We start from the raw sequence: 24,655 nt of genomic DNA, 5'->3' as shown, positions 1-24,655 counted from the left end.
ATATTTCCGCGCTATTGGGATTGGGGTTAAATTAAAACCTATTTCGGATTTGCCAAGTCTTCCAAATACAAAACCAACTTCAAATTAAACCTAATGCCCAAATCCGTTGTAGTGGCTGTTAGGCAAAGTACTTTTCTTTATATTCATTAATTTTATTTCTTGTTTGCTCACTTTTTAAACGTTTTCTAAAATTCTCATTAAATAAATCCAATACAAAACGTGCGATTCCGGGTTGTGCCCATTTGGTAAATCCTCCTTTATTCTCTAATAAATATTCTTTTTCAATATCTAAAAATTTTGGTTTAATTTTCTTCCAATGTCCACTTAATTCATCTAAAGTAATACCATAGTGAACCATTTGGTCGAGTAATTCTCCTGTAGAATCAAGATTCTTATGTCTTCTAGGAAAATTAGCATCCATAAAGGCTTGCAAAGTGTCTATATTTAATTCCAATTTATCGTCGGTCGTTTTCTTTACTTTTTCACTAACTTCAATTTGGTATTTTTTACTTTCAATTTTTAATTCTTCAAACTGCTCATCAGCTTCTTCTAATTTTGCGCTAATTCTATGAAGTTTTCTTCTAAATTTCATTGGAGTTTGAAGTTCAGTTTTATAAGCTAATGAATGTTCAATTTCGGCCCAAGCGTGCATCAAAATTGTTCTAATTTGAATTTCACACTTTAGATTAGAAAGGCCTCTGAAATTTGGTGTTTTTTCCCATTCTGAATTTACAGAAGCAATTAGATGATAGGAACGATAACCAAATTGATTGTAGTCAAGAGTTGTTTCTTTGTCTTCGGATTCAGAAACATTAAATTCCTTATTAATTATATTTGATATCTTTTCAATATCAGTTTGGTAATAACATATTATTCTAATTCCACAAATATCTTCAATTTCATCAAAAGGTTTTTCATATGATTTTCGAGTAATCTTTTCTAAAAAAGATTCAGAACTTTTAACTCTATAATAAATAGAAAGTGTCTGAATGTTTTCATTTTGCAACAAAATTTTAAGTGATTCAATCACATTTCTTCCCAAACTGTCATAAGAAGACTTTAAATTTTCGAATTGATTTTTTGTTTCTTGTATATTCATTCAGTTTTTTTGTATTTCGTCTAACTAGCTTATATGCGTATAAATTGAACTAGTTTTAAGCTTGATTGGCATGTTATGCGCCTATTTTGGTGGTTATTATTGTGTATTAATTTTTTTTCGTACACTTACAAATATAAAAATATTTCTTACAATGAAAAATCATTAATAGTATTTTTAAAATAAGCTATTAACGTCCGTGAATGGTCTTGTATTGTAGCTAAGCTACTGCTTTAATTGTTTCCTGATATTGGCTGGAGTATTTTTTTTAGCTTATTAGAACTATTTTTATCCTCCACCCAGTAAAATAGAGCGTTCGAAATAAAAAAATGTACTGATACGAACTCCGTGTCCCTGTTGGCAATAATTCAGAAGCTTAATAAAAAACAAAAGCACTATGTCACTAGTGCTTTTTGTTGTTGAAATTTAAAAAGATTCTTAATCCAGAATGCTTCGGGAGTCTAAACGGGTTAAATCAATGTTTTCCGGTGTGTGCAGTATCATCGGGAATTTTTCTATTTTCACTGAGCTACTGTCCAGGCCAAAGGCGCTTTCTTCGGATAAACTCAGTTTTTTGATAAAGAAATACGAATTCATAATGATGTTTTCATGCCATTTTAAGTCGTTGTCATTCGATAAAAATTTCTCAGAAAGCACAAATTTAAAGTCGCCAATGATGTTGTTTTTGTTCAGTGATTCGTAACGGCTTCTAATATCTACTTCACCGTTTTTAACCATGTCTCTGATTACTTCTTTGAACAAAAGATTGATTTTTGTGGGTTCTCTAAAACCTAAATTGAAGTCCACACGATACAAATCATCCTTCATTATCTCTGTAACGCGGTATTCTGTTTTGTAAGGTTCGGTTAAGATGTTCACGTGAACAAACCAGTAAATGTCGGCTCTTTTAGGTCTTTTTTGCAAAATAGAGTACATTACTTTTTCTTCTATTTCATCTGCACGGCCTGCATTGGTCATATAAACCAGATGCGTGGCGTATTTAGGAATACTTAAATCGGCACTTAATTCGCTCAATACTTTTTTGTAGTCTCCAATTTTTACAATTTTAGTATAAATCTTATTGATTTTTTTGGCTGAATTCCAGATAGACATGATACCTATCAAGATAATAGCAATCATTAAAGTTACATATCCGCCATCGGTAAACTTGGTAATATTTGCTGCTAAAAAGCTTAATTCGATTAAGAGGTAAATGGTTATTAACGGCACCATAAAATACAATTTTACTCTTTTCATAATCAAATAGAAATTAAGTAAAATGGTCGTCATAATCATACACAGAATGATCGCTAAACCGTAAGCATGCTCCATATTGCTTGATTCTTCAAAATGGAGAACGATTCCCACACAGCCAAAGAATAACAACCAGTTGATTGACGGAATATACAGTTGTCCCTGTAATTCGGTAGGGTATTTTATTTTTACTTTAGGCCAGAAATTCAGTCTCATGGCTTCGTTTATTAGCGTAAATGATCCGCTTATTAAAGCTTGTGAAGCAATTACTGCAGCCATTGTTGCAATTACGATTCCGAAAGGCTGGAACCAGTCTTCCATGATTAAATAAAAAGGGTTTCCGTTTTTACCGCCCAAGCTCTGTAGTGTTTCGCCACTATGATGAATCAGATAAGCTCCTTGTCCGAAATAATTCAGTACCAGTGTAGATTTAACAAAAATCCAGCTGATTCTGATATTTTTTCTCCCGCAATGTCCCATGTCAGAATACAAAGCTTCTGCTCCTGTTGTACATAAGAAAACGAAGCCCAATACGAAAAATCCATCCGGATGTATAGTCAGTAAATGGTAAGCATAATAAGGATTTATAGCTTTGAAAACTTCAGGATGATGCACAATCTGGATAATACCCAATATCCCCAGCATACTGAACCATACCAGCATCATCGGGGCAAAGAATCTTCCAACGAGTTTTGTTCCAAACTGCTGAATAGTAAACAGTACAAATAAGATTCCGATAACTATGGGAACGGTGTTTATTTCAGGATAATAGGTACGGATTCCTTCTACTGCCGAAGATACAGAAACGGGCGGAGTGATGATTCCATCCGCTAATAGCGCACTTCCTCCAATAATGGCGGGGACAATAAGCCATTTGATCTTTGTTTTTTTGACCAGAGCATACAAGGCAAAAATTCCGCCTTCACCATGATTGTCTGCATTTAAAGTAATGATTACATATTTTATAGTAGTTTGTAATGTTAATGTCCAGAACACTGCCGAAATTCCTCCAAGGACCACATCTGCATCGATGGTATGTTCTCCCAGTATTGCTTTCATTACATATAATGGAGAAGTTCCAATATCGCCATATATAATTCCTAGTGTAACTAATAAACCTCCTAATGTTAATTTGCTATGTAAGTTTTTATGTGATGCGCTCATGTATATTTTTGTAAACGCCCCAAATTTACTCATTTTTAAACAATTCGAAAGTTATTATTCTTAAAAAGCAAAAAAACACGACCAAATGATCGTGTTTTTAATAATCGCATTTTATTTTGTTATATTCTTCGGTTGTTACTTCCGGATGAGTTGTTGTTTCTCTGATTACCGCTTCTGTTTCTGCCGGATTCAGCTCTTTGAGGAGCAGCTGACGGAGTAGCAGGTCTGGAAATTGTTCCCCGGTTCTGATTGCTGTTTCCGGATCTTTGTACTGCTCTTTGCGTACTGTTATCCTGTCTTGGAGTATAAGTTCGCGCGCTTTGTTGTTGCGGTGCTGTATTTTGTCTGGCAGTATTCGCCCGGTTTTGATTGTAATCTCTGCCTGCTGTTCTTTGGGCTTTATTTTCAGATGCGCTGTTAGTTTTGTTCGGGGTATAAGTTCTGTTTCCTCCCGAAGTGTTAGCTCTGTTTGAATTGTAATTTCTGCCAGGCGTTCTTTCGGCTGTATTGGTTCCTGAACTGTTAGCCTTGTTGGTGCTGTAGCTTCTGCCGGGAGTTCTTTTAGTTGAATTCTCCTTTGAACGGTTGCTATTAGTCTGGCTGTAGTTTCTGGAAGGAGTATTTCTGTCAGATGAATAATTTCTTCCTGAAGTGCTGTTGCTGTATCTTCTTCCGCTGGTGTTTCTGCTTGCGGTGCTGCTGTACCTTCTGTTTCGGTCTAAATCATAACGATTAGAATACTTCGTATTTCTTTTTGCGAAAGCATAGTTAGGATAACGTTTTTCATAGGCATTAGAGCGTCTGGAATTGTAAAGTGAAACAGCTATGTTGCTTCTTCTGTAGTTTACATAGTTGTATCTGTTATTGAAATTTAAACTGATATGAATATTGTTTCTGTATCGGTATACCGGATAAGGATTCCAGGCATAGAAATAAGATGGATAATAATTCCAATACCAATTTGACACATAAGGACGGTAATTAGCGCTCCAGAAAGAAGCATAGATTACCGGTGTGGAATAATAAACCGGCTCGTAAATGTAATTGGCTCCGTATAGGTATTCATTCCCTACAAACTGTACCTGCACACTGTTGTTGTTTCTTTCAATATCTATGGTCGCTACATCCTGATAAACATCACGGTCTAATACCGACTGGATAATAACCACATGGGTGTTTTGTTCTACAGTTTCAATAACACGCAAATAATCGACTTCATTATCATTGTTTAAATCTAAATTAGAAATTTGTATTTCAGGATCGTTTAAACGTCTTTCAAAATCTTCCAGATTTTCAGAGTCACCAAAAATTGATGCAACAGCTCTTAAATCAAGATTGTCGCTAATTTCGTTACTCATTGCATTAACTGTAGTGCTGCTCTGGGCGTCTGCTTTTGTGATAAATAAAGCAGCTAAAAGGCTAAGGAATATAATTTTAGTTTTCATGGCAAACTGTTTTTTAGAGTGATAATTTGCAATATTCAATTACTGTGCCAATTCAATTATCAGTGGTGTCGTTTTATTTCAGGCTTGGAGTTAAAACGCATAAAATCAGTTTATAGTATCCAATAAAAATGCCGCTTCAATTTAATGAAGCGGCATTTGTGCTTTTAAAAAAAATAATTATTTTTTCTTTCCCCGGTCACCATATTGCTGGAGTAATTTTCGATAAAAATCGTCTTCTGCTTTTTTTAATTTTAAAATTTTTACAGCCGGTAAAACAGCTCTCACATTTTTACTGAATTTTTTTCGTAACAAGAATAGCTCTTCATCGGCAGCGTCCATTTGGTATAATAAAGCAGCAGCATCTTTTTCGCTCATTTTGTTCAGCGCATCCCCGTGCATTTTGCTTTTAAAAAACTTCATCTTTTTATGTCTTATTTCAAATTGTTTGTCGTCATAAGCATTATAAAGGGGCCAGAATTTTGCTGATTCTTGTGAACTCAGGTCTAATTCAGAAGTGAAAAACGCTACTTTAAAGGATCTGATTTGCTCTTTCTTATCTTTTATGCTTTCCTGAGCATAAAAGCTGCAGGTAAATAACAGGATTATGGGTAATAATTTTCTAAAATTCATCTTCTCTCTATTTATGTACTATTATTCTAAAATATAATTTTCTAAATTATTGTTACTAATCAGCAGCTCTTCAATTGTATTATCTTCCAGAGCAATATTTGGTTTGATATTGTTAATATCTTCTTCGTCAAGTGCGTTTATTAAATCATACTGATTTACATTCGACTGATAACTTAGGTAATTTTCCAGCGTTTCAGTATCAATTTCTTCTGAATGATTAGCATGATTCATAAATACAGGTATTGTTAATGCTAATACAAGTACAGCAGCAACCATCATAATAATAGTTTTCCTTTTCCGGAACAGTGAAATTGTTTTAGGCTCTTTATGAGTTGTTTTCTCTAAAATGGTTTCTGAAAATTTCTCAAAATATAGATCTTCCGGAGTTTTTAATCCGGAATCAATTTTAGGGATGGTATTTAATTTAAATTCTTTCATGATAGCTATTAGACTGAATCAAATGGAAAAGGTTTAATTTGCTGTTAATTGAGATTCTATTTTTTTTACGGCATGATGGTAAGATGCTTTTAAGGCTCCTACGGATGTACCCAGGATTTCTGAAATTTCTTCGTATTTTAATTCTTCAAAATATTTCATTTTAAAGACCAGTTGTTGCTTCTCAGGAAGTGTAATAATGGCTTTATGCAAAGCAATTTGGATTTCATTTCCATCAAAATAAACATCAGATTTAAGGTTGTCAATTGCTTTACTTTGTAAAGTTTCGGAGGAAATACCGCTTTTTCGGGCTTTTTGATTTAAAAAACTCAGTGCTTCATTAGTGGCTATGCGATACATCCAGGAAAATAATTTGCTCTCTCCTTTAAATTTTTTCAGATTTTCAAAAACTTTAATAAATGTGTTTTGTAAAACATCATCCGTATCATCATGATTCAGCACAATATTCCGAATATGATTGTACAATGGCTTTTGATAGGTATACAACAATTTCTGAAAAGCTTCATTCTGCGTTTTCGGATTTAATAATTGTTGTATGAATTCCTTTTCGTCCAGCAAAGTTTTTTGTTGATTAGATATAAAAGTAAATGGATGGTTTAATTGATAAAAAATTAAAATTCAAATTCCTCATCTATTGCTTTTGGTTTTGACTCTTCAGCAGGTTTTGCTTTTAGCGGTGCCACTTTTACAGGAGCCGTTGTTGTTGGTGCTGTTGTGGTGGGAGCTGCTGTTGCAGGAGAATATGTTTTTACAGGAGGAATCTCCTTAGGCATTACAGGAATATAAATTTCGGTAACCCATTTTGAAGGGTTTTTGACATCGTTTTTACTTAAACTATAAATTTCCAGATGTGAAAAAACAGGATTTGGAGTTAGTTTGTTTTGATTTAAATAATTAACAGTTTTGTTATAAGCTGTTTTTAAATGCGAATAATCTCCCGTTAAAGTTGTTTTTACGCCTTCAAAAGCATCCAGTTGTCCGGAAACGATATCACTTCCGGCACTTAGAAATATGGCTTCACGAATACCTATTCCGATAGTGATTTTAGTCAGTTCCTTAGCGGTATCATAAGTATGATAAATAATAAAAGGTTTGCCGCTGATTATAATGTCATTTTTTTTGCAAAAAGCAATCAGTTTCGGGATTACAATTTTGAAGTTTTTATTGACTTTGGCAAATTCACTTGTAAATGTTTGTCCAATATAATTTTGCATGGGTTTCTTAACGATTCCATTATCAATAGTAGAAAACGTATTGATTTCATAATCTAATGCCCGGTCTAAATTAACTAAGCTTTTTTCATAAATTGCTCCTATCACCCTGTCGGTACCACCATTTAAAGCGGCATAGATTTTAAAAAGAAAACTCATTTTTCCCTCAGTTTTCCAGGTTACTTTTGTTCCTCCGATAGTGTCTTTAAAATGCCAGTATACGGTTGAATATGTTCCTTCAAATTTCATGGACTGTACTATACTGTCGTTTTCCTTAATGCGGATAGTGCGCATTTCACCCTCACCATTTTTTCCTTCCCAGTTGTAAGAAGCTCCTTTGCCAATAGTATTTTGAGGGTAATTTACTTTAATTTCTGCATCATCATTTGTCCAGGAACCAAAATCACTCCAGTTTCTGTAATCATTTACATAATTATAAACAGAGGATTTGGGAGAATTAATAATCTTACTTCTTTCTACAAGGAAATCTCCTTTTTGAGTAGCTATAAATATCGATAGTGCCACGAGGCTTAGTAGTAATAAAAGAAAGATATATTTTAAAATTCTCATAATTAATTGATTATTTTATGATGTAAAGTTAGAAATTTTATCAATATGCAAGACTATGAGTCTGAAAATTAAAAAAAGCGGGACTTTGCACAGTATTCGGAAATCAAATAATTGTGTGTTTTTTAAAATTTGCATTCTTAACGGAATGCATTGAAAGTATTAATACAAATAAATAACAAAATCGTAACGGTTTGTCATTCTGTATTTTAATATTTGACCGGTTGTGTTATTTTGTGTTTTGGAAGTCATAAAAAAGAAACAGTTGCTGTACTTTTAATGTCTGAAAAATATTTTTATAACAAATAAAAGTCCAATAAAAATAAAGAATCCAATTAGGATTTTGTAGTTCCCTTTGTAGAATATCTTATGTGTCTGAATGTCTTTTCGGTAAGAAAAAATCATAACGATGATAAAAGCGATAAGAAAACAGACAGCAAATACGAATTGACCCTGGCTAAACATAATTTTAAAAATTTAGTACAAAAATAAGTAAATGTTTAGGATTAGTTGCTAATTTGCATTTCATTTAATTAATAATAAATTATGCAAAAGCAAATCAATTCCGTTAAAGAATTTCATACCGCATTTGGGATAGGACACAGTGAAGTTCCAGTTGCCGACTTAGGAGAGGCTAAAAAAACACTTCGTTATCATTTAATGAAAGAAGAAAATGAAGAATACCTCGAAGCCGTTAAAAATAATGATTTAGTAGAAATAGCTGATGCTTTGGGTGATATGATGTATATTTTATGCGGAACGATTATCGAACACGGACTTCAGGATAAAATTGAAGCCGTTTTTGATGAAATTCAACGAAGTAATATGAGTAAGCTGGGGGAAGATGGGCAGCCGGTTTATCGTGAAGACGGAAAAGTAATGAAAGGGCCTAATTATTTTAAACCGGATTTTTCAAAAATACTAACTGATATTTAAGCAAAAAAAGAAGCGATTCTCAAATCTGAAAATCGCTTCTTTCTGTCTTTTAAAGAAAAAATTATATTTTAACCGTCCAGCCAAATGGATCTTCGGTTAGTTTATGTTGAATATTCGTTAGCTTTTCTTTTAATTGTAATGCAATGGAATCTTCAATTTTAGGTAATTCAAAATATTCTTCTTTATATGCAAATCCTTTTATAGGACTCACAACTGCTGCAGTTCCAGCTCCAAAAATTTCTTTTAAACTACCGTCTTTGATTCCTTCAATTAATTCAGAAATCAAAACAGGACGAACTTCCATGTTGATGCCTTCTTTTTTAGCCATATCAATAAGACTTTTTCGGGTTACGCCGTCTAAAATTCTTTCGCTGGTTGGCGCGGTTACTAAGGTATCGTTGAATCTGAAAAACACATTCATTGTTCCTGCTTCTTCCAGTTTAGTATGTGTTGCGTCATCAGTCCAGATAATTTGTTGGTATCCTTCTTTATTCGCTAAGCTGGTAGGATAAAATTGTCCGGCATAATTTCCTGCGGTTTTTGCTGAACCAATTCCTCCATTAGCAGCTCTACTGTAGTGTTCAGCAACAAGAACCTTAACTTCTCCTGAATAATAAGCTTTTGCAGGAGATAAGATAATCATGAATTTATACTCATCAGAAGGATTTGCTACTACTCCAAAACCGGTTGCTATCATAAAAGGTCTGATGTAAAGCGTATTTCCTATTCCTTTTTTTATCCAGGCTTCGTCTAATTTTAATAACTGATTTAATCCTTCGGTAAATAAAGATTCCGGAACTTCAGGCATAGCCATTCTAACAGCAGAACTGTTAAAACGTTTTATGTTTTCATCCGGTCTGAAAAGCCAAATGTCATCATTATCATCTTTGTACGCTTTCATACCTTCAAAAATTGCCTGTCCATAATGAAAAACTCTTGAAGAAGGATCCATCATAAAAGGAGCATAAGGTTTGATAGTAGGAGTTTGCCATTCACCATTTTTGTAATCACACTCAAATAAATGATCTGTAAAGACTGAACCAAAATTAATGTTATCAAAATCTACTTCGTTAATTTTTGTATTTGGGGCTTTTAGAATTTCAATTTTGCTGGTTTGAGTGGTACTCATAATAATATGTTTTTATTTTTTTGAATGTATACTTAAGTATAAAATTTCACTTTATGATGAACTAAACTTTGATTAATGCAAAATTAAATAAAAAAGGACAAAATGCTTGCTAAAACTTTAATAATTGTTACTATTGAATATGATTTTCGTATATTCAAAAAAAAATAAAAAAAAACACAATCTTTTCTGTTAAATATGCAATAAATCAATGCTTTTTGCCATTTTAAACCGTATGTTTTAAGTAATTTTGGGAAACATTATCAGTCATTGTAAAAACAATTAATTTGAAGAGAGAAATTATACAAACAAAAGATGGTTCTACGACAATCCATTTAGAGGAATGGAATGAGAGCTATCATTCAAAACACGGAGCTATTCAGGAAGCATATCATGTTTTTATAAAAAACGGCCTTTCGTTGTTTGAAAACAAAGCTGTTTCCATTTTAGAAATTGGTTTTGGAACAGGGCTTAATAGTTTTATAAGTTTTTTAGAAGCACCTAAATACAAACAGACAATTGATTATACCGGTGTAGAAGCTTATCCTGTGTCTCCCGAGGAAGTGGTGCTGATGAACTATGTGGGTGAACTGAATGCTGCTGATCGAATGCTGGAATTTGAACAAATGCATCAGTGCAACTGGGGAGAGAAAATTAAATTAAGTGATTCTTTCTCGCTGACTAAGAGGAAACAGTTTTTTCAGGATATTGATGATGTGGCACAATTTGATTTAATTTATTTTGATGCTTTTGGTTACAGAGTACAACCTGAATTATGGAGTACCGAAATTTTTAAAAAGATGTATGATGCATTAAAAGAAAACGGAGTTTTAGTCACTTATGCAGCTCGTGGAGTAGTGAAAAGGAGTATGAAGGAAGTAGGTTTCAGAGTTGAAAAACTGGCAGGTCCTCCGGGTAAAAGAGAAATGTTCAGAGCATTTAAGTGATGTTTAAAAATGTGCGAAATAATTTTTAACGAAAATAATATAAATCAAAAAAATACGTTAAAAAAATAAAAAAATGTCTTCAAAATGTATATTTTTACAAAGCCTTAAAATTGATGTTTAACCTAAAAATTATTGATGCATCATGTCAAAAATCATGTTTGATTATACAAAATCGATATTAGAAAGAGTTAGTTTTGATCCTGTTCTCTTTTGTAAAGAATTAGAAAAAGCCATAAAAACACTCTTGCCTTATGAATTAGAACAATTAAAAGAATGGTTAACATCTTTTATCATAGAAAAACCGGAACTTCAGCCTTCGTTAATGATTGTGAATATTTAAATTCAAGTGTTTGGTAATTTAAATAAAACCAATTTTTTAGAAAATAATAATTCCGAATTATACTTGTTTTACAGGGTTGAATAAAAAAAACTTAAAGCTGTTTCATGAATTGATGAAACAGCTTTTTTTTTGGCTGATAATGGTTGTGTATGTCGTTAAAAAAAATAAAAAATCAAACTGTAACTTTGTATCTTTTTTAACTATTTCAGGTTTCAGAAAAGGGCTTAATTTTTGTAAATTACGATATCTTAATTAACTATAACTTTTAAACCCATTTCAAGATATGCAAAGAATGATATATGACTATACTAAATCGATACTGGAAAGAGTGAGTTATGCGCCTGACTTATTTGTCAAAGAGCTAAAAAAAGCTGTTAAGAATTTATTGCCTTATGAGTTAGAGCATCTTAAAAACTGGCTTAACTATTATACGAAAGAAAAGCCTGAATTGCAAAAATGCCTTTCTGTAGTGGAGAGAAATAAAAATTGTCAAACAGAGTCAAAAGTTTAAAATTTTTGACTCTGTTTTTTTTGAAGCGGACTAATAATCTGAACATTCTGAAAAACAATGGCTCCTTTTATTACCCCTGCAATAGTACTTCTCAAAGCTTCTATAATCTGAATTTTTAATTCGCTTTTTGGAAAAATCAAGCTCACTTCTCTGGCCGGTTTTGGCTCAGCAAAATGGCGAAGTTTAATTTTATCTGATTCCTTTAAATCTAAGGTATGTAAATAAGGTAGCAATGTGGTTCCCAGGCCTTCATCAGCAAGTTTTATTAAGGTTTCAAAACTGCCGCTTTCTATTTGAAAATGATTCCCTTCGTTACGGCTGTTGTTTTTGCATAAATTTAAAATTCCGTCTCTAAAACAATGACCGTCCTGTAATAATAAAATTTCATCAATATTTAAATCCTCAACTTCAATCTCTTTTTTCTGAAAATGCTGGTGGCTTTCAGGGATGTAGGCTACAAAAGGTTCAAAATATAAAACAATTTCTTTTATTTTTTCTTCCATTAACGGAGTGGCAGCAATTGCCGCATCCAAATGACCGTTATTAAGTTTAGTAATAATTTCTTCGGTATTGAGTTCCTCAATAATAAGTTTTACTTTGGGATGTTTTTTTATAAAATTATTTAAAAACATGGGCAACAACGTAGGCATTATGGTAGGAATGATACCCAGCCTGAATTCACCGCCAATAAAACCTTTTTGTTGTTCTACAATATCCTGAATTCTATCGGCTTCATTTACAATGTTTTTAGCCTGAGTTACAATTTTTTGACCAATATCAGTAAGCTGAATGGGTTTTTTAGTACGGTCAAAAATTTGGATATTCAGTTCATCCTCAATTTTTTGAATTTGCATACTCAGTGTAGGTTGGGTTACAAAACACTTTTCAGCAGCAAGTGTAAAATTTTTATGTTCGGCTACAGCAAGTACATATTTAAGTTGGGTAATTGTCATAAATAGATGTTTTTGATACAAATATAAAAACAATCAATTTAATTTATGATTCAGAGGGGTGGCTTTTTTAATTTTATTTGTATAAAAGTGAATGTCTTATAATGTTATTTTTTTTGAAAAAATATTGTTTCATTGTAATTAATTTGTTTTTTTAAGTTTAATTTTACCACTATGAAATTAATAGCTCACATTTTTTTATTTATTTTCATTGCTTTTTTATCTACTCCCACTATTGTGAAATTGATAGAAAAGTCTACTGATACGACTATGTTCTATAGTCTGTCAGAGGAAGAGCATGTAAAAAAAGAAGTGAAAAATTTAGTTTGTGTAGAGACTTCTGCTATAGTGTTTGAATTCAAAAAAACACTTGTAAAAAGTTTAATTCTTTCTAAAAATCTATCGAAGCATGATAATGTTTCCAAAACCATATTTACTCCTCCTCCTGACAGAGCATAACACTTTTATTAAACATTAGAATTGTATTAAAAACTGTATTAGCTAATACAGTTTCAATTCATATTATAAATATAATTGTATTATGACAAAAAAAATTAATCTTTTTGCCAATCTTAAATCTGATTTTGCTTCAGGTTTAGTGGTTTTCTTGGTAGCACTACCGTTGTGTTTAGGTATTGCAATGGCTTCGGGTGCGCCACTTTTTTCAGGTATTATTGCAGGTATAGTAGGAGGGATAGTGGTAGGTTATTTGAGCCAGTCACATATTAGTGTTTCCGGACCTGCAGCCGGTTTGACAGCAATTGTTCTTACTGCCATTAGCGATTTAGGAGCGTTTAATATCTTTTTATCTGCCGTTTTTATAGCCGGAATCATTCAGTTAATATTAGGTTTTATTAAAGCCGGAAGTATTTCCAATTATTTCCCTACAAATGTAATCGAAGGTATGCTTGGAGGTATCGGAATTATAATTATTTTAAAACAGCTTCCGCATGCTTTTGGTTATGATGCAGATTTTGAAGGAGATCAGTCGTTTTCTCAAATGGATGGTGACAATACTTTTTCATCCTTATTCAGAGTTTTCGATCATTTTCAATTAGGAGCTATAGTAGTAACTATTGTCTCTTTAATAATACTCATTTCATGGGAAAAAGTAGCGTTTTTAAAGAAATTTAAATTAGTTCCCGGAGCACTTATCGCTGTTATCGCAGGTATAGGCTTAAATGAAATTTTTATTAGTGCAGGTAGTTCTTTAGCTATTGGGAATGAACATTTGGTTTCATTGCCTGTTCCTGAGTCCATTGATGATTTTAAAGAAATTATCATACTTCCTGACTTTACACAATTTACTAATCCTAAAGTCTGGACCATTGCCGTAACTATAGCGGTAGTGGCTTCAATTGAAACTTTACTGTGTATTGAAGCTGCCGACAGATTAGATGCACAAAAAAGGTATACTAATACAAATGTGGAGTTAAAAGCGCAGGGAGTAGGGAATGTTATTAGTTCATTATTAGGAGGGTTGCCAATGACTTCAGTTGTTGTAAGAACATCAGCTAATAATAATGCTGGCGCAAAATCAAAAATGTCTACAATTATTCACGGGATTTTACTGGTAATAAGTGTGCTGACTATCCCGGTAATTTTAAATAAAATTCCGTTGGCAACTTTAGCAACAATATTAATCTTAATTGGATATAAACTGGCTAAACCCGCTACCATTAAACATTTTTGGGATAAAGGTAAATATCAGTTTGTTCCCTTTATAGCGACAATGATTGCTGTTGTTGCGACTGATTTATTAAAAGGAGTAATGCTGGGAATAATTATTAGTATCATATTTGTTTTAAAAGGAAATTTAAAAAGAGCTTATACTTTTAAAAAAGAAGAATATGCGGATGGTGATATCATTCATATTGATCTGGCACAAGAAGTTTCGTTTCTGAATAAAGCGGCAATTAAAAGTACGTTAAAATCAATTCCTGAAAATTCAAAAGTGGTAATTTCAGCTCATGATACTGTGTATATAGCTCATGATATTTTAGATTTAATTAATGAATTTAAATCGACCAGAGCTGTAGATGAAAATATTAAAGTTAAGCTGAAAGGTTTTAAGAAAGCATATCAGTTAGAAAATACTGAGGAAACTCCTAATCATGTTACTATTGAGCATTATTATGATGTAGCTAAAAGAGTTATTGTGAAGAAAGAAATTTTTTAAAATTCTGTCGAAAGCAGACAGAAAACAAGTTTAATAAAACCTATAAAATTAAAGTAAGATGGTCAATTTTTATAAAAAGATATTAGATAATAATAAAGAATGGGTTGAAAAAGCATTAGCGAAAGACCCTAATTATTTTGCGGATTTGGCTAAAGGACAAACACCTCCATTGCTATGGATTGGCTGTTCTGATAGCCGTGTGCCAGCTAATGAAATTATCGGAGCTAAACCAGGTGAAGTTTTTGTACACCGAAATATCGCGAATATGGTTGTTCATTCTGACATGAATATGTTAAGTGTACTGGATTATGCCGTGAATGTTTTAAAAGTAAAACACGTCATTGTTTGCGGACATTATGGCTGTGGAGGGATTAAAGCAGCCATGGGAAATCAATCTATAGGAATTATTGATAACTGGATCAGACATATAAAAGATGTTTATCGTATGCATAATGTGTATTTGAATTCAATAAAAGACGAAACAGAGCGGTTTAATGCTTTTGTTGAAATCAATGCGAAAGAACAGGTTTTTGATTTAGCTAAAACTTCAATCGTGCAGGCTGCCTGGAAAAACGGTCAGGATTTAACTTTACACGGTTGGGTTTACGGATTAAATTCAGGATTTGTTACAGATTTGAATGTCAATATTAGTTCTAATCTTGAACTGGATGAAGTTTATCAATTGACTTTATAATGAAAAAAAATCGCCATCAGGGCGATTTTTTTTTATTCATTATCTAAATTTTCGTTGAATGCTGAAGGAAGTAATGTAGGGATAAATTTTATAAGAATAGGAAGTAATAAACTTCCGCCGGGAAGTAAAAAAATAGTTAGGGATGGAATTGTTTTGCAAATATCCAATAATTGTTTTTTTACTTTCTTTTTTTCTTTTTCGTTCAAATCTCTACGGGTGGAATAAGCTAATAAAAGCATTAATTCCTTACTGCCTACTATTTCTTTGATTAATCTGTTTTTATTGCGACTAATGAGCGTAATCACATTTTGTGTCGTTTGATCATAAAAATGTTTTACCGGATTGGAGTAATTAAAATACGGAATTTCTTTTTGATATTGTTTTATAAAAGTATCTGTGTTTTTTATACTTTCAGATACAAAATCACCTGAAACCTTAGTGTTTTGAGCCAGTTTATGTAAAAAATAAATTTCTTCATTTTCAATTATACCATCACTCCATAAAGCCATTCCTGCCATATCAACCAGGTAATATTTTTCTAAATCAGCACTGAAATAGTCTAAATTTAGATCCTCTAAATTAAAGGCGTTAATTTTAGAAAACTTGCTGTAGCGTACTGAAGCTTCAAAGAGTTTGATTAATAAATCATCATAATTCGATTTATTAGTTTTTATTTTTAAAGCTAAGCTTACCACACTGATTACGGCTTCTTCAATTTTTTTCAGATATTTTTCAGGTATTTCACCATGGATTAAATATTGTCTGAAAGCTAAAACGTCTATAAAAAGAAGCGCATTAGTTACAATATGTGAAAAATTTTTATTGATAATATCAACATTCGTCTGAACACGGTTATCAATAATTTTTTCCAGATTTAAAGATGCGGAACCATTAGGTAAAACTTTTTTAAACAGATTGAAACCCTGAGGATGCATTTTATCATAAAAATCAAGACATTTTTTGATAAAAGTCTGGCAGTCCAAATCATGAGTAGTTAATACATAAATACCGTATAAAGTATTTAAAAGAGATACTTTAGGCTTTTCATTTTGTACCCACCCTGTTGTATCAATAGGATTTGGAGTTTCAAATGCAATAATATGCCCATAGATAAAGCCGGTTGCTCTGATTTTTTTATAAAATAAATCAGTATTCAGCAAAACATCTTGTTTTGTGAATTCCTGCGTGATAAAAAACTTATCAATCCAACCAGATGCAGAAGGGTTAATCATACTCTTATTTTGATGCTACAAAGCTATATGTTTTTCTCGTTTTATTTTAGAAGTTATCTTTAATTAATAATCAATTTTAGTTAATTTTTTATTGTATGTTTTCTGTAGCGAGAATTCTAATCTTTAAACTCTATTTTGATTTTTCTCCCACAAAATGGTTTGTAGGTGATTTGAATAAAATATTAAAAGAAGTTAAACTTCCGTAAATTCGGGTGATATACTGTTGTAAGTCTATTTTTTCACTTTCTTCTAATTTACTGGAATTGATTTTTTGCTCCATTACCCGAATCCGGTCCCGAACCATTACAATTTTGTGAAAAAAGGTGTCAATAGGTATTTCCTTAGAAGCTAATCCGGCTTGTCCGGGTTCTAAAATCATTTTTCCGCCTTTCCACTTATCACCAATAGGTACAATTTCGGAAACATCCGACCATTTTTTCAGAAGATCACGTAAACTTTTTTCCACCTCGGAAAAACTCACTGTGTCAACTTCATTTTCAGCTGCTTCAATGATTTCAAAGTTATCATTTAGAGGAATTGTTTCTAAGCCGTTTTCTATAAATGTAACCCAATAATCGGTTGATGATACATTAGTAATTACTCCTTTTCCGTATTCTGAGTGTGCAATTCGGGAACCGATGCCTAATATTTTCATGCGTTTTTGTTTTTTTTCTAAAATAGGAACAATTTTTGTTATTTCAAAAAAGTAAAATTTTACTTTTTATAATGACAATTTGTTTATTAGAAGTAGTACATTTATAAGTGATTTGAACCTTGTAAATCAGTATTTAAGGTATTGTGAAATTTAAAATCAGTAAATATGAAATCATATAAACGTATAGTTTTTGTTGTTTTTTTCTTTAGTTTTTTTACTGTTTTTGCTCAGGAAAAAAGCAAAAAACAACTCAGAACTGAGCAAAAGCTGGAAAAGCAAAAAGAAATAGAAAAATTAATAGATGCTAAAGCATTTGAATTTGTAGCTCAAAATTCCAATTCACAAATTTTTAGATTTATTGATTTGACGGCAAATCCTAATTTTGTCCGATTTAGACCGGATTTTATAAAAAGCGAAATGCCTTTTTTTGGCAGAGGTTTTAGTGGTTTGGGATATGGAAGTAGTGATACCGGACTTAAATTTGAAGGAAAACCAGAAAAGTTTGAGGTGAAGAAAGTTAAAAAAGGCTATCAGATTGATGTTGAGGTCAAAGGGCAGCAGGATTTTTTTAACATGACACTTTCAGTTTCTTCTCAGGGAAGTGCTACTTTGTCAATTATAAGCAATAACCGAAGTCCTATTAATTATTTTGGCGCTATTTCAGCCATAGAAGAAGAAAAGAAAGAATAAATAGTATAAAAACAAAAACGTCTTAACAATAAAGTAAGACGTTTTTTTATGCTTTAATATGATGCTAAAACTTAAAAACAATATCTGTTTTCGGCAATTATTTTAGCACTAATAGTTCTTCTTATTTCTACAATATTAGGCATATTGGTGTATTTAGTATAACGTCTTAATCCCATTAACATCATGCGTTGTTCATCGCCTTCGGCAAAAGAAATAATACTTTCTTTCCCTTTTTGAGTGATGATATCAACAGCTTTATAAAGGTATAATTTAGCCATAGCAATTTGTTCTTTTATATTGTCTTCTCCGAGTTTCTTAGCTAACTTTTCTGTTCTCAGGATAGCAGATTCGGCCATATAAATTTCGATTAAAATATCAGCAGAAGCAATTAGTAATTGCTGTTCATTATCTAAATTGGGACCGTACTTTTGCACGGCTCCTCCGGCAACCATTAAAAATACTTTTTTTAATTTACTGATCATTTCTTTTTCTTCTGCAAATAATTCAGAATAATCAGGTGTGTCAAAAGAAGGAATACTCATTAAATCCTCCTGAATTTTAGAAGCAGGACCTAATAAATCTACATGACCTTTCATGGCTTTTTTGATTAACATTCCCACAGCAAGCATTCGGTTTATTTCATTTGTCCCTTCATAAATTCTCGTGATTCTGGCATCACGCCAGGCACTTTCCATAGGAGTATCTTCTGAAAATCCCATTCCGCCAAAGATTTGAATTCCTTCGTCAGAGCAATTTTGAATATCTTCTGAAACGGCGACTTTTAAAATTGCACATTCTATGGCAAATTCTTCCACGCCTTTTAGTTCGGCTTCCTGATGTGAAGTTCCTTCGCTTTCGCGGATGCTGATTCTTTCTTCAATACTTTTAGCAGCCCGGTAAACAGCACTTTCTCCCGCATAACAGCTCGTAGCCATTTCAGCAAGTTTGTAGCGTATAGCTCCGAATTTTGCAATAGGAACATTAAACTGTACTCTTTCATTTGAATATTTGGCAGAACCAGTAATTATTCTTCGTTGGGAGTCCAGGCAGGCTGCCGCCAATTTGATTCGTCCTACATTCAGTGCATTCATCGCTATTTTGAAACCATTACCTCTTTCTGAAAGCATATTTTCTACAGGAACTTTAGTTTCGTTAAAGAAAACCTGACGGGTCGATGAAGCACGAATTCCTAGTTTATGTTCTTCTTCATTGGTTGAAATTCCGTTTTCAGGATTGTTTTCTACAATAAAACCGGTAATGTTTTTGTCATCTTCAATTCGGGCAAAAACGATAAAAAGCGAACAAAATCCGGCATTGGTAATCCACATTTTTTGTCCTGTAATTTTATAATGTGTGCCATCTTCGGATAATACGGCTTTTGTTTTTCCGGAATTAGCATCACTTCCTGCTCCTGGTTCCGTAAGGCAGTAAGCACCAAACCATTCACCGGAAGCTAGTTTGGGAACGTATTTTTGTTTTTGCTCTTCGGTTCCGTATAAAGTGATAGGTAATGTACCAATTCCGGTATGTGCACCAAAAGCACTGGAAAAGGATCCTGTTGCCCCTGAAATGTAATCACACACCAAAACCGTATCTACAAATCCCATTCCCATTCCGCCATAAGCTTCGGGTACAGAAATGCTTAATAATCCCAGTTCAGCTGCTTTTTGCATGCACTCAACTGTGAAAGCATAGTCCTTTTTTTCAAAGCGGTCTTTGTTTGGCCAAAGTTCTTTGTCAACAAACTCTCTGACCATATCACGCATCATTTTTTGTTCTTCCGTGAAATCTTCCGGAATAAAAATGTCTTCGCATTTTGTTTCTTTTACAAGGAATTGTCCTCCTCTTGTTTTGTCGTCCATGGTTTTATTTTTTTTAGAGTAAAGAAGAAAGAAGCAAGAAAAAAGATTAGACTTCCAATTTACTGATAAATCCAGTAGTCATTTTTTGAAATTCAATAATCTTGTTTTCAATTTCTATCGTTTTTTCGTCAGTTATATATCTATTTTGAAATGCAATTAATAGTTGTGTTTGTAATTCGAATGAAGAACCAAGGCTGATGTTTATAAAATGGATAAAATGAGTGTTTCCTCTATTTGAACCTTCGGCTATATTAGAAGGCATTGAAACTGCAGCTCTATTCATTTGACTTACTAGTCCATAAATTTCATTTTTAGGAAATTCTAAAGTTATTTTATGAATATCAGAAGTTATTTCCATTGATAAAATCCAAATTTTAAGATTTTTGAAATTATGTTTCATGAGCTTTTATATCTTTTCTCTTGTTTCTTTCTTCTAGTTTCTTACAACAACTCAAAAATCCCCGCAGCTCCTTGCCCGGTTCCTACACACATAGTGACCATTCCATATTTATTGCCACGGCGTTTCATTTCATCGAATAACTGAACTGATAATTTAGCTCCGGTACAACCTAGCGGATGTCCTAAGGCAATGGCACCTCCGTTTACATTTACAATATCCGGATTTAATCCTAATTCCCTGATTACAGCTAAAGATTGAGAAGCAAAAGCTTCGTTTAGTTCAATTAATTCAATATCTTTTAGTTGTAATCCCGCTTGTTTTAAGGCTTTTGGGATTGCTTTTACAGGTCCTATACCCATAATTCTTGGTTCTACTCCAGCTGAGGCATAATTAACCAGTCTGGCAATGGGTTCCAGATTTAATTCTTTTACTAATTCTTCACTCATCACTAAAACAAAAGCTGCTCCATCACTCATTTGCGATGAGGTTCCCGCAGTTACACTTCCGTCAGCGGCAAAAACAGGTCTTAGTTTAGCTAATGCTTCCATTGACGTATCTGCTCTCGGACCTTCGTCTTGGTTTACGGTATAGGATTTAGTTTCTTTTTTACCATCGGTATTCACAAAAGTCTGTTCAATCGTAATGGGAACAATCTGGCTGTCAAACTTCCCTTCGGCTTGCGCTTTTAAAGCTTTTTGATGGGACTGAAAAGCAAATGCATCCTGATCTTCTCTGGATATGTTAAATTGTTTGGCCACAGCTTCGGCAGTGAGTCCCATTCCCCAGTAATAATCCTCGTGACCTGCTTTTGCAACAGCATAATCAGGAGTAGGACGGTAACCGCCCATTGGGATAAAACTCATACTTTCGGCACCTCCGGCAATAATACAATCTGCCATTCCCGACTGAATTCGGGCAGTTGCCATTCCGATGGTTTCTATTCCTGAAGCACAATATCTGTTCACCGTTACACCCGGAACATCATTAATTTCTAATCCCATTAATGAAATAAGCCGTCCAAAGTTTAAACCTTGTTCAGCTTCCGGCATAGCATTTCCTACCATGACGTCATCAATTCGTTTTTTGTCGAAATCAGGCAGTTCATTCATCATGTGCTGAATGGTTTCTGCCGCTAATTCATCAGGACGTTTGAAACGGAATACTCCTTTTGGCGCTTTTCCCACCGCTGTCCGATATGCTTTTACTATATAGGCTGTTTTCATTTTTTATTTAGATAATAGAAGAAAGAAAAAACAGAAAAGATTACTGTGAGTAAATCTTGTTTCTTGTATCTTGCTTCTTGGTTCTTAGACTAATTTCTCAAAGGTTTCCCTGTTTTCAACATATGCTGAATGCGTTCCAACGTCTTTCTTTCGGTACAAAGAGACAAGAAAGCTTCTCTTTCCAGATTCAGTAGGTATTGTTCAGAAACTAGTGTAGGTTCTGATAAATCGCCACCAGCCATGACGTAAGCCAGTTTGTTAGCAATTTTTTTATCGTGTTCAGAGATGTATTTTCCGGCCAGCATCTGGTCTGTTCCTACTAAAAACATTCCCAGAGCTTGTTTTCCTAAAACCTTGATATCATTTCTTCTGATGGGTTGAGTGTAGCCCGCTTCGGCCATTAATAAGGCGTGTTTTTTAGCTTCGGCAATTTGGCGGTCTTTGTTAACTACAATAATATCTTTTCCATGTTGTAATAAACCGGTATCAAAGGCTTCATAAGCTGAAGTCGATACTTTTACCATAGCAATAGTCAGGAAATATTCCTGTAAAGTATTTAATTCTACATCATTTTTACGGAATAAATCAGAAGCTCTTAAAGTTAATTCTTTAGAACCACCACCACCAGGAATCACACCAACACCAAACTCCACTAATCCCATATACGTTTCTGCGGCAGCAACCACTTTATCAGCATGTAAACTCATTTCGCAGCCACCGCCAAAAGTCATTCCGTGAGGTGCCACAATTACCGGAATCGAAGAATAACGCACGCGCATCATGGTGTCCTGAAACTGCTTTATGGCCATATTCAGTTCGTCATATTCCTGTTCCACTGCCATCATGAAAATCATTCCAATATTGGCTCCCACCGAAAAATTAGCTGCCTGATTTCCAATAACTACACCTTCATATTCTTTTTCGGCTAGATCAATTCCTTTGTTGATGGCTTGTAACACATCTCCACCAATAGTGTTCATTTTAGATTTGAATTCAATATTTAAAATTCCGTCTCCTAAATCTTCGATGATAGCGCCGCTGTTACTCCATATTTTTTTGCTTTCGCGAATGTTATTCAGAATAATAAAAGCATCTTGTCCGGGAACTTTAGTTTGCGATTTCTTTGCAATATCATAGAAATAAGTAGCTCCTTCTTTTATAGTGTAAAAACTGGTATTTCCTGAAGCCATCATTTCATTTACCCATGGAGCAGGAGTGTGACCTTCTGCTTTGATGATTTCAAGTCCTTTTTCAACTCCGATGGCGTCCCAGATTTCAAATGGTCCGTTTTCCCAGCCAAAGCCGGCTTTCATGGCATCATCAATTTTATATAATTCATCCGAAATTTCAGGAATTCTATTAGAAACATAGGCAAATAAGGCGGCAAAACTTTTTCTGTAAAATTCACCCGCTTTGTCCGTTCCTTTCAATAAAATTTTAAAACGATCAATCGGTTTGTCGATGGTTTTTGTCTGTTCTAATGTTGCAAATGATGCTTTTTTAGCAGGACGATATTCTAAAGTATCTAAATCTAAAGAAAGGATAGCTGCATCCACTTTTTTATAAAAACCTTGTCCCGTTTTACTTCCAAACCATTTATTCTCCATCATTTTGGTAATAAATTCCGGAAGTTTAAATAATTCATGCGCTTCATCCTCAGGACAGTTTTCATAAATTCCATTGGCTACATGTACCAAAGTATCCAGACCTACTACATCGACTGTTCTAAAAGTAGCTGATTTTGGTCGTCCAATTACTGGCCCTGTTAGTTTATCCACTTCTTCAATGGTTAAGCCCATTTCTTTGACCAAATGAAACAAACTCTGGATTCCGAAAACTCCAATTCTGTTTCCAATAAACGCAGGAGTATCTTTAGCCACAACCGAAGTTTTTCCTAAAAATTTTTCGCCATAATTATTGAGAAAATCCAATACTTCTGTTGAAGTTTTGGGTCCCGGAATGATTTCGAATAATTTTAAATAACGCGCCGGATTAAAAAAGTGCGTGCCGCAAAAATGGTTTTGGAAATCTTCACTTCGTCCTTCGCTCATAAAATGGATAGGAATCCCCGAAGTATTTGAAGTAACCAATGTTCCCGGCGTTCGGTATTGATCAATTTGCTCGAAAACAACTTTTTTAATATCCAGTCGTTCTACAACAACTTCAATAACCCAATCCACAGCAGCAATTTTTGCCATATCATCAGTAGTATTTCCCGTGGTAATCCTGCTGGCAAATTTGGTGCTGTAAATAGGAGAAGGTTTTGATTTTAAGGAATTCGCCAAATGTTCGTTAACAATTCTGTTTCTTACCGATTTACTTTCCAGTGTAAGCCCTTTTTTGCTTTCGGCGTCGTTAACTTCTTTTGGAATAATATCCAAAAGCAAAACTTCGACACCAATATTGGCAAAATGACAAGCAATTCCTGAACCCATGATTCCTGAACCTATTACGGCAACTTTTTTAATGGTGCGTTTCATTTTCTATATTTTCAGATTGATTAAATATTTCTTTATCGTTTATTAGTTGTCCTATCGTTTCGGCAACTTCTGTAAAATGTTCCCATTTTTCATCAGAAATGTGTTTTCTGATACTCTCGTTAAATTGAATGACGGTGCTTTTTGACAAAGCTCTTTTTTCTTTACCCAGCTCGGTCAGGTATATTAAAACCCCGCGACCATCATTAGGATTCTTTTTTTTGAGGATTAATCCTTTTTCTTCCATCGATTTCAAGGTGCGGGTCAGGCTGGTGGCCTCCATTCCCATTTTGGGACCTAAAGCCGTCGATGGTGTTCCTTTTTCTTTGTCTATACTCAATAATACAAATCCCGTTGCCATGGTAGCGCCGTATTTAGCGGCTTCCTCGTTGTACATTCTGGAAACCGCCTGCCAGGTCGCTCTTAAGATATAATCGATGGTTTTATTTTTCATGTGGCAAGCGTATTGGGTTTCTCTCAAAAAGCGATGTACATTTTTATCAAAATCATTTTATTTCTATGTAATAATTATGGATAATAGTACTGTTCTTTCAAATATAAGAAAAAATGATATGCATGCATAACAAAAAAATGACATTTTTTTGTTAAT

25 protein-coding genes are annotated in these 24,655 nt (G+C 33.5%); 8 read left to right on the top strand and 17 right to left on the bottom strand.

The window, feature by feature from the left end; translation table 11 throughout:
• Nucleotides 1–118 precede the first annotated feature (118 nt).
• The 8 genes from ACSV4D_RS04575 to ACSV4D_RS04540 all read right to left on the bottom strand — a co-directional run bounded on the left by ACSV4D_RS04575 (nt 119) and on the right by ACSV4D_RS04540 (nt 8,288).
• Nucleotides 119–1,099 (bottom strand): GTP pyrophosphokinase, encoded by a 981-nt coding sequence (locus tag ACSV4D_RS04575; protein WP_439227317.1) that lies wholly within the window; start codon nt 1,097–1,099, stop codon nt 119–121.
• Between the two features lie 435 nt (nt 1,100–1,534).
• Nucleotides 1,535–3,514 (bottom strand): KUP/HAK/KT family potassium transporter, encoded by a 1,980-nt coding sequence (locus tag ACSV4D_RS04570; protein ID WP_408081538.1) that lies wholly within the window; start codon nt 3,512–3,514, stop codon nt 1,535–1,537.
• Between the two features lie 119 nt (nt 3,515–3,633).
• Nucleotides 3,634–4,959: a hypothetical protein gene (locus ACSV4D_RS04565; RefSeq protein WP_439227316.1), complete on the bottom strand. Its 1,326-nt coding sequence runs from the start codon at nt 4,957–4,959 to the stop codon at nt 3,634–3,636.
• Between the two features lie 177 nt (nt 4,960–5,136).
• A complete protein-coding gene (locus ACSV4D_RS04560) occupies nt 5,137–5,589 on the bottom strand; it encodes a sensor of ECF-type sigma factor (protein WP_408081422.1) in 453 nt (150 codons plus the stop codon).
• A gap of 21 nt (nt 5,590–5,610) precedes the next feature.
• Nucleotides 5,611–6,027, bottom strand: a complete 417-nt coding sequence (locus ACSV4D_RS04555) for a hypothetical protein (protein WP_439227315.1) — start codon at nt 6,025–6,027, stop codon at nt 5,611–5,613.
• A gap of 33 nt (nt 6,028–6,060) precedes the next feature.
• Entirely contained in the window at nt 6,061–6,603 is a 543-nt protein-coding gene (locus tag ACSV4D_RS04550; RefSeq protein ID WP_439227314.1) for an RNA polymerase sigma factor, read from the bottom strand.
• Nucleotides 6,604–6,656: 53 nt separating this feature from the next.
• Nucleotides 6,657–7,826: an SRPBCC family protein gene (locus ACSV4D_RS04545; protein ID WP_439227313.1), complete on the bottom strand. Its 1,170-nt coding sequence runs from the start codon at nt 7,824–7,826 to the stop codon at nt 6,657–6,659.
• A 273-nt stretch (nt 7,827–8,099) separates the two neighbouring features.
• Nucleotides 8,100–8,288 carry a hypothetical protein gene (locus tag ACSV4D_RS04540; RefSeq protein ID WP_408081426.1) on the bottom strand — a complete coding sequence of 63 codons (189 nt, stop codon included), beginning with the start codon at nt 8,286–8,288 and terminating at the stop codon, nt 8,100–8,102.
• Between the two features lie 81 nt (nt 8,289–8,369).
• Between ACSV4D_RS04540 and ACSV4D_RS04535 the strand changes: the two genes are divergently transcribed.
• Nucleotides 8,370–8,759, top strand: coding sequence for a hypothetical protein (locus ACSV4D_RS04535; protein ID WP_439227312.1), 390 nt, complete (start codon nt 8,370–8,372; stop codon nt 8,757–8,759).
• A 61-nt stretch (nt 8,760–8,820) separates the two neighbouring features.
• Here the strand turns inward: ACSV4D_RS04535 and ACSV4D_RS04530 are convergent, their stop codons facing one another.
• Nucleotides 8,821–9,888 (bottom strand): branched-chain amino acid aminotransferase, encoded by a 1,068-nt coding sequence (locus ACSV4D_RS04530; RefSeq protein ID WP_439227311.1) that lies wholly within the window; start codon nt 9,886–9,888, stop codon nt 8,821–8,823.
• A gap of 284 nt (nt 9,889–10,172) precedes the next feature.
• Here ACSV4D_RS04530 and mnmD point away from each other — a divergent pair, with 284 nt between their 5' ends.
• The 3 genes from mnmD to ACSV4D_RS04515 all read left to right on the top strand — a co-directional run bounded on the left by mnmD (nt 10,173) and on the right by ACSV4D_RS04515 (nt 11,683).
• The gene (gene mnmD, locus ACSV4D_RS04525; RefSeq protein WP_439227310.1) at nt 10,173–10,832 is read left to right on the top strand and encodes a tRNA (5-methylaminomethyl-2-thiouridine)(34)-methyltransferase MnmD; all 660 of its coding nucleotides are present in this window, start codon (nt 10,173–10,175) and stop codon (nt 10,830–10,832) included.
• 142 nt (nt 10,833–10,974) lie between these two features.
• Nucleotides 10,975–11,172, top strand: coding sequence for a hypothetical protein (locus tag ACSV4D_RS04520; RefSeq protein WP_408081430.1), 198 nt, complete (start codon nt 10,975–10,977; stop codon nt 11,170–11,172).
• Between the two features lie 283 nt (nt 11,173–11,455).
• Nucleotides 11,456–11,683 carry a hypothetical protein gene (locus ACSV4D_RS04515; protein ID WP_408081431.1) on the top strand — a complete coding sequence of 76 codons (228 nt, stop codon included), beginning with the start codon at nt 11,456–11,458 and terminating at the stop codon, nt 11,681–11,683.
• Here the strand turns inward: ACSV4D_RS04515 and ACSV4D_RS04510 are convergent.
• Nucleotides 11,680–12,636, bottom strand: coding sequence for a hydrogen peroxide-inducible genes activator (locus ACSV4D_RS04510; RefSeq protein ID WP_408081432.1), 957 nt, complete (start codon nt 12,634–12,636; stop codon nt 11,680–11,682). The two genes, ACSV4D_RS04515 and ACSV4D_RS04510, sit on opposite strands and share 4 nt — an antisense overlap.
• Before the next feature lie 171 nt (nt 12,637–12,807).
• Here ACSV4D_RS04510 and ACSV4D_RS04505 point away from each other — a divergent pair, with 171 nt between their 5' ends.
• The 3 genes from ACSV4D_RS04505 (at nt 12,808) to can (ending at nt 15,506) form a co-directional block, all read left to right on the top strand.
• Nucleotides 12,808–13,092, top strand: coding sequence for a hypothetical protein (locus ACSV4D_RS04505; protein ID WP_408081433.1), 285 nt, complete (start codon nt 12,808–12,810; stop codon nt 13,090–13,092).
• An 82-nt stretch (nt 13,093–13,174) separates the two neighbouring features.
• Nucleotides 13,175–14,812, top strand: coding sequence for a SulP family inorganic anion transporter (locus ACSV4D_RS04500; protein WP_408081434.1), 1,638 nt, complete (start codon nt 13,175–13,177; stop codon nt 14,810–14,812).
• A gap of 58 nt (nt 14,813–14,870) precedes the next feature.
• Nucleotides 14,871–15,506: a carbonate dehydratase gene (gene can, locus ACSV4D_RS04495; RefSeq protein WP_439227309.1), complete on the top strand. Its 636-nt coding sequence runs from the start codon at nt 14,871–14,873 to the stop codon at nt 15,504–15,506.
• A gap of 32 nt (nt 15,507–15,538) precedes the next feature.
• Here can and ACSV4D_RS04490 read toward each other — a convergent pair whose 3' ends face one another.
• On the bottom strand, nt 15,539–16,738 hold the full coding sequence (locus ACSV4D_RS04490; RefSeq protein WP_408081436.1) for an LETM1-related biofilm-associated protein: 1,200 nt from the start codon (nt 16,736–16,738) through the stop codon (nt 15,539–15,541).
• A gap of 130 nt (nt 16,739–16,868) precedes the next feature.
• The gene (locus ACSV4D_RS04485) at nt 16,869–17,393 is read right to left on the bottom strand and encodes a hypothetical protein (protein ID WP_408081437.1); all 525 of its coding nucleotides are present in this window, start codon (nt 17,391–17,393) and stop codon (nt 16,869–16,871) included.
• Between the two features lie 165 nt (nt 17,394–17,558).
• Between ACSV4D_RS04485 and ACSV4D_RS04480 the strand changes: the two genes are divergently transcribed.
• On the top strand, nt 17,559–18,083 hold the full coding sequence (locus ACSV4D_RS04480; RefSeq protein WP_439227308.1) for a DUF4251 domain-containing protein: 525 nt from the start codon (nt 17,559–17,561) through the stop codon (nt 18,081–18,083).
• Between the two features lie 71 nt (nt 18,084–18,154).
• Here the strand turns inward: ACSV4D_RS04480 and ACSV4D_RS04475 are convergent, their stop codons facing one another.
• From ACSV4D_RS04475 to ACSV4D_RS04455, 5 genes are all read right to left on the bottom strand, one after another.
• The gene (locus ACSV4D_RS04475) at nt 18,155–19,945 is read right to left on the bottom strand and encodes an acyl-CoA dehydrogenase family protein (protein WP_439227307.1); all 1,791 of its coding nucleotides are present in this window, start codon (nt 19,943–19,945) and stop codon (nt 18,155–18,157) included.
• Nucleotides 19,946–19,991: 46 nt separating this feature from the next.
• Nucleotides 19,992–20,345: a four helix bundle protein gene (locus tag ACSV4D_RS04470; protein WP_439227306.1), complete on the bottom strand. Its 354-nt coding sequence runs from the start codon at nt 20,343–20,345 to the stop codon at nt 19,992–19,994.
• A gap of 41 nt (nt 20,346–20,386) precedes the next feature.
• Nucleotides 20,387–21,568, bottom strand: a complete 1,182-nt coding sequence (locus ACSV4D_RS04465; RefSeq protein ID WP_439227305.1) for an acetyl-CoA C-acyltransferase — start codon at nt 21,566–21,568, stop codon at nt 20,387–20,389.
• An 89-nt stretch (nt 21,569–21,657) separates the two neighbouring features.
• Entirely contained in the window at nt 21,658–24,048 is a 2,391-nt protein-coding gene (locus ACSV4D_RS04460) for a 3-hydroxyacyl-CoA dehydrogenase NAD-binding domain-containing protein (RefSeq protein ID WP_439227304.1), read from the bottom strand.
• A complete protein-coding gene (locus tag ACSV4D_RS04455) occupies nt 24,032–24,499 on the bottom strand; it encodes a MarR family winged helix-turn-helix transcriptional regulator (protein ID WP_408081443.1) in 468 nt (155 codons plus the stop codon). The genes ACSV4D_RS04460 and ACSV4D_RS04455 overlap by 17 nt, the downstream gene beginning before the upstream one ends.
• Nucleotides 24,500–24,655 lie beyond the last annotated feature (156 nt).

The sequence above is a fragment of the Flavobacterium sp. ARAG 55.4 genome (assembly GCF_051846875.1).
In the GTDB taxonomy this organism is placed as follows: Bacteria; Bacteroidota; Bacteroidia; order Flavobacteriales; family Flavobacteriaceae; genus Flavobacterium; species Flavobacterium plantiphilum.
The sequence above is the reverse complement of the archived record's forward strand: the minus strand, read 5'-3'. Positions and strand labels throughout refer to the sequence as shown.

Coding starts and splice junctions, on each gene's coding strand:
- ACSV4D_RS04575 (WP_439227317.1), bottom strand. CDS start 1,099: ATGAATATACAAGAAACAAAAAATCAATTCGAAAATTTAAAGTCTTCT.
- ACSV4D_RS04570 (WP_408081538.1), bottom strand. CDS start 3,514: ATGAGCGCATCACATAAAAACTTACATAGCAAATTAACATTAGGAGGT.
- ACSV4D_RS04565 (WP_439227316.1), bottom strand. CDS start 4,959: ATGAAAACTAAAATTATATTCCTTAGCCTTTTAGCTGCTTTATTTATC.
- ACSV4D_RS04560 (WP_408081422.1), bottom strand. CDS start 5,589: ATGAATTTTAGAAAATTATTACCCATAATCCTGTTATTTACCTGCAGC.
- ACSV4D_RS04555 (WP_439227315.1), bottom strand. CDS start 6,027: ATGAAAGAATTTAAATTAAATACCATCCCTAAAATTGATTCCGGATTA.
- ACSV4D_RS04545 (WP_439227313.1), bottom strand. CDS start 7,826: ATGAGAATTTTAAAATATATCTTTCTTTTATTACTACTAAGCCTCGTG.
- ACSV4D_RS04540 (WP_408081426.1), bottom strand. CDS start 8,288: ATGTTTAGCCAGGGTCAATTCGTATTTGCTGTCTGTTTTCTTATCGCT.
- ACSV4D_RS04535 (WP_439227312.1), top strand. CDS start 8,370: ATGCAAAAGCAAATCAATTCCGTTAAAGAATTTCATACCGCATTTGGG.
- ACSV4D_RS04530 (WP_439227311.1), bottom strand. CDS start 9,888: ATGAGTACCACTCAAACCAGCAAAATTGAAATTCTAAAAGCCCCAAAT.
- ACSV4D_RS04520 (WP_408081430.1), top strand. CDS start 10,975: ATGTCAAAAATCATGTTTGATTATACAAAATCGATATTAGAAAGAGTT.
- ACSV4D_RS04515 (WP_408081431.1), top strand. CDS start 11,456: ATGCAAAGAATGATATATGACTATACTAAATCGATACTGGAAAGAGTG.
- ACSV4D_RS04510 (WP_408081432.1), bottom strand. CDS start 12,636: ATGACAATTACCCAACTTAAATATGTACTTGCTGTAGCCGAACATAAA.
- ACSV4D_RS04505 (WP_408081433.1), top strand. CDS start 12,808: ATGAAATTAATAGCTCACATTTTTTTATTTATTTTCATTGCTTTTTTA.
- ACSV4D_RS04500 (WP_408081434.1), top strand. CDS start 13,175: ATGACAAAAAAAATTAATCTTTTTGCCAATCTTAAATCTGATTTTGCT.
- can (WP_439227309.1), top strand. CDS start 14,871: ATGGTCAATTTTTATAAAAAGATATTAGATAATAATAAAGAATGGGTT.
- ACSV4D_RS04490 (WP_408081436.1), bottom strand. CDS start 16,738: ATGATTAACCCTTCTGCATCTGGTTGGATTGATAAGTTTTTTATCACG.
- ACSV4D_RS04485 (WP_408081437.1), bottom strand. CDS start 17,393: ATGAAAATATTAGGCATCGGTTCCCGAATTGCACACTCAGAATACGGA.
- ACSV4D_RS04480 (WP_439227308.1), top strand. CDS start 17,559: ATGAAATCATATAAACGTATAGTTTTTGTTGTTTTTTTCTTTAGTTTT.
- ACSV4D_RS04475 (WP_439227307.1), bottom strand. CDS start 19,945: ATGGACGACAAAACAAGAGGAGGACAATTCCTTGTAAAAGAAACAAAA.
- ACSV4D_RS04470 (WP_439227306.1), bottom strand. CDS start 20,345: ATGAAACATAATTTCAAAAATCTTAAAATTTGGATTTTATCAATGGAA.
- ACSV4D_RS04465 (WP_439227305.1), bottom strand. CDS start 21,568: ATGAAAACAGCCTATATAGTAAAAGCATATCGGACAGCGGTGGGAAAA.
- ACSV4D_RS04460 (WP_439227304.1), bottom strand. CDS start 24,048: ATGAAACGCACCATTAAAAAAGTTGCCGTAATAGGTTCAGGAATCATG.
- ACSV4D_RS04455 (WP_408081443.1), bottom strand. CDS start 24,499: ATGAAAAATAAAACCATCGATTATATCTTAAGAGCGACCTGGCAGGCG.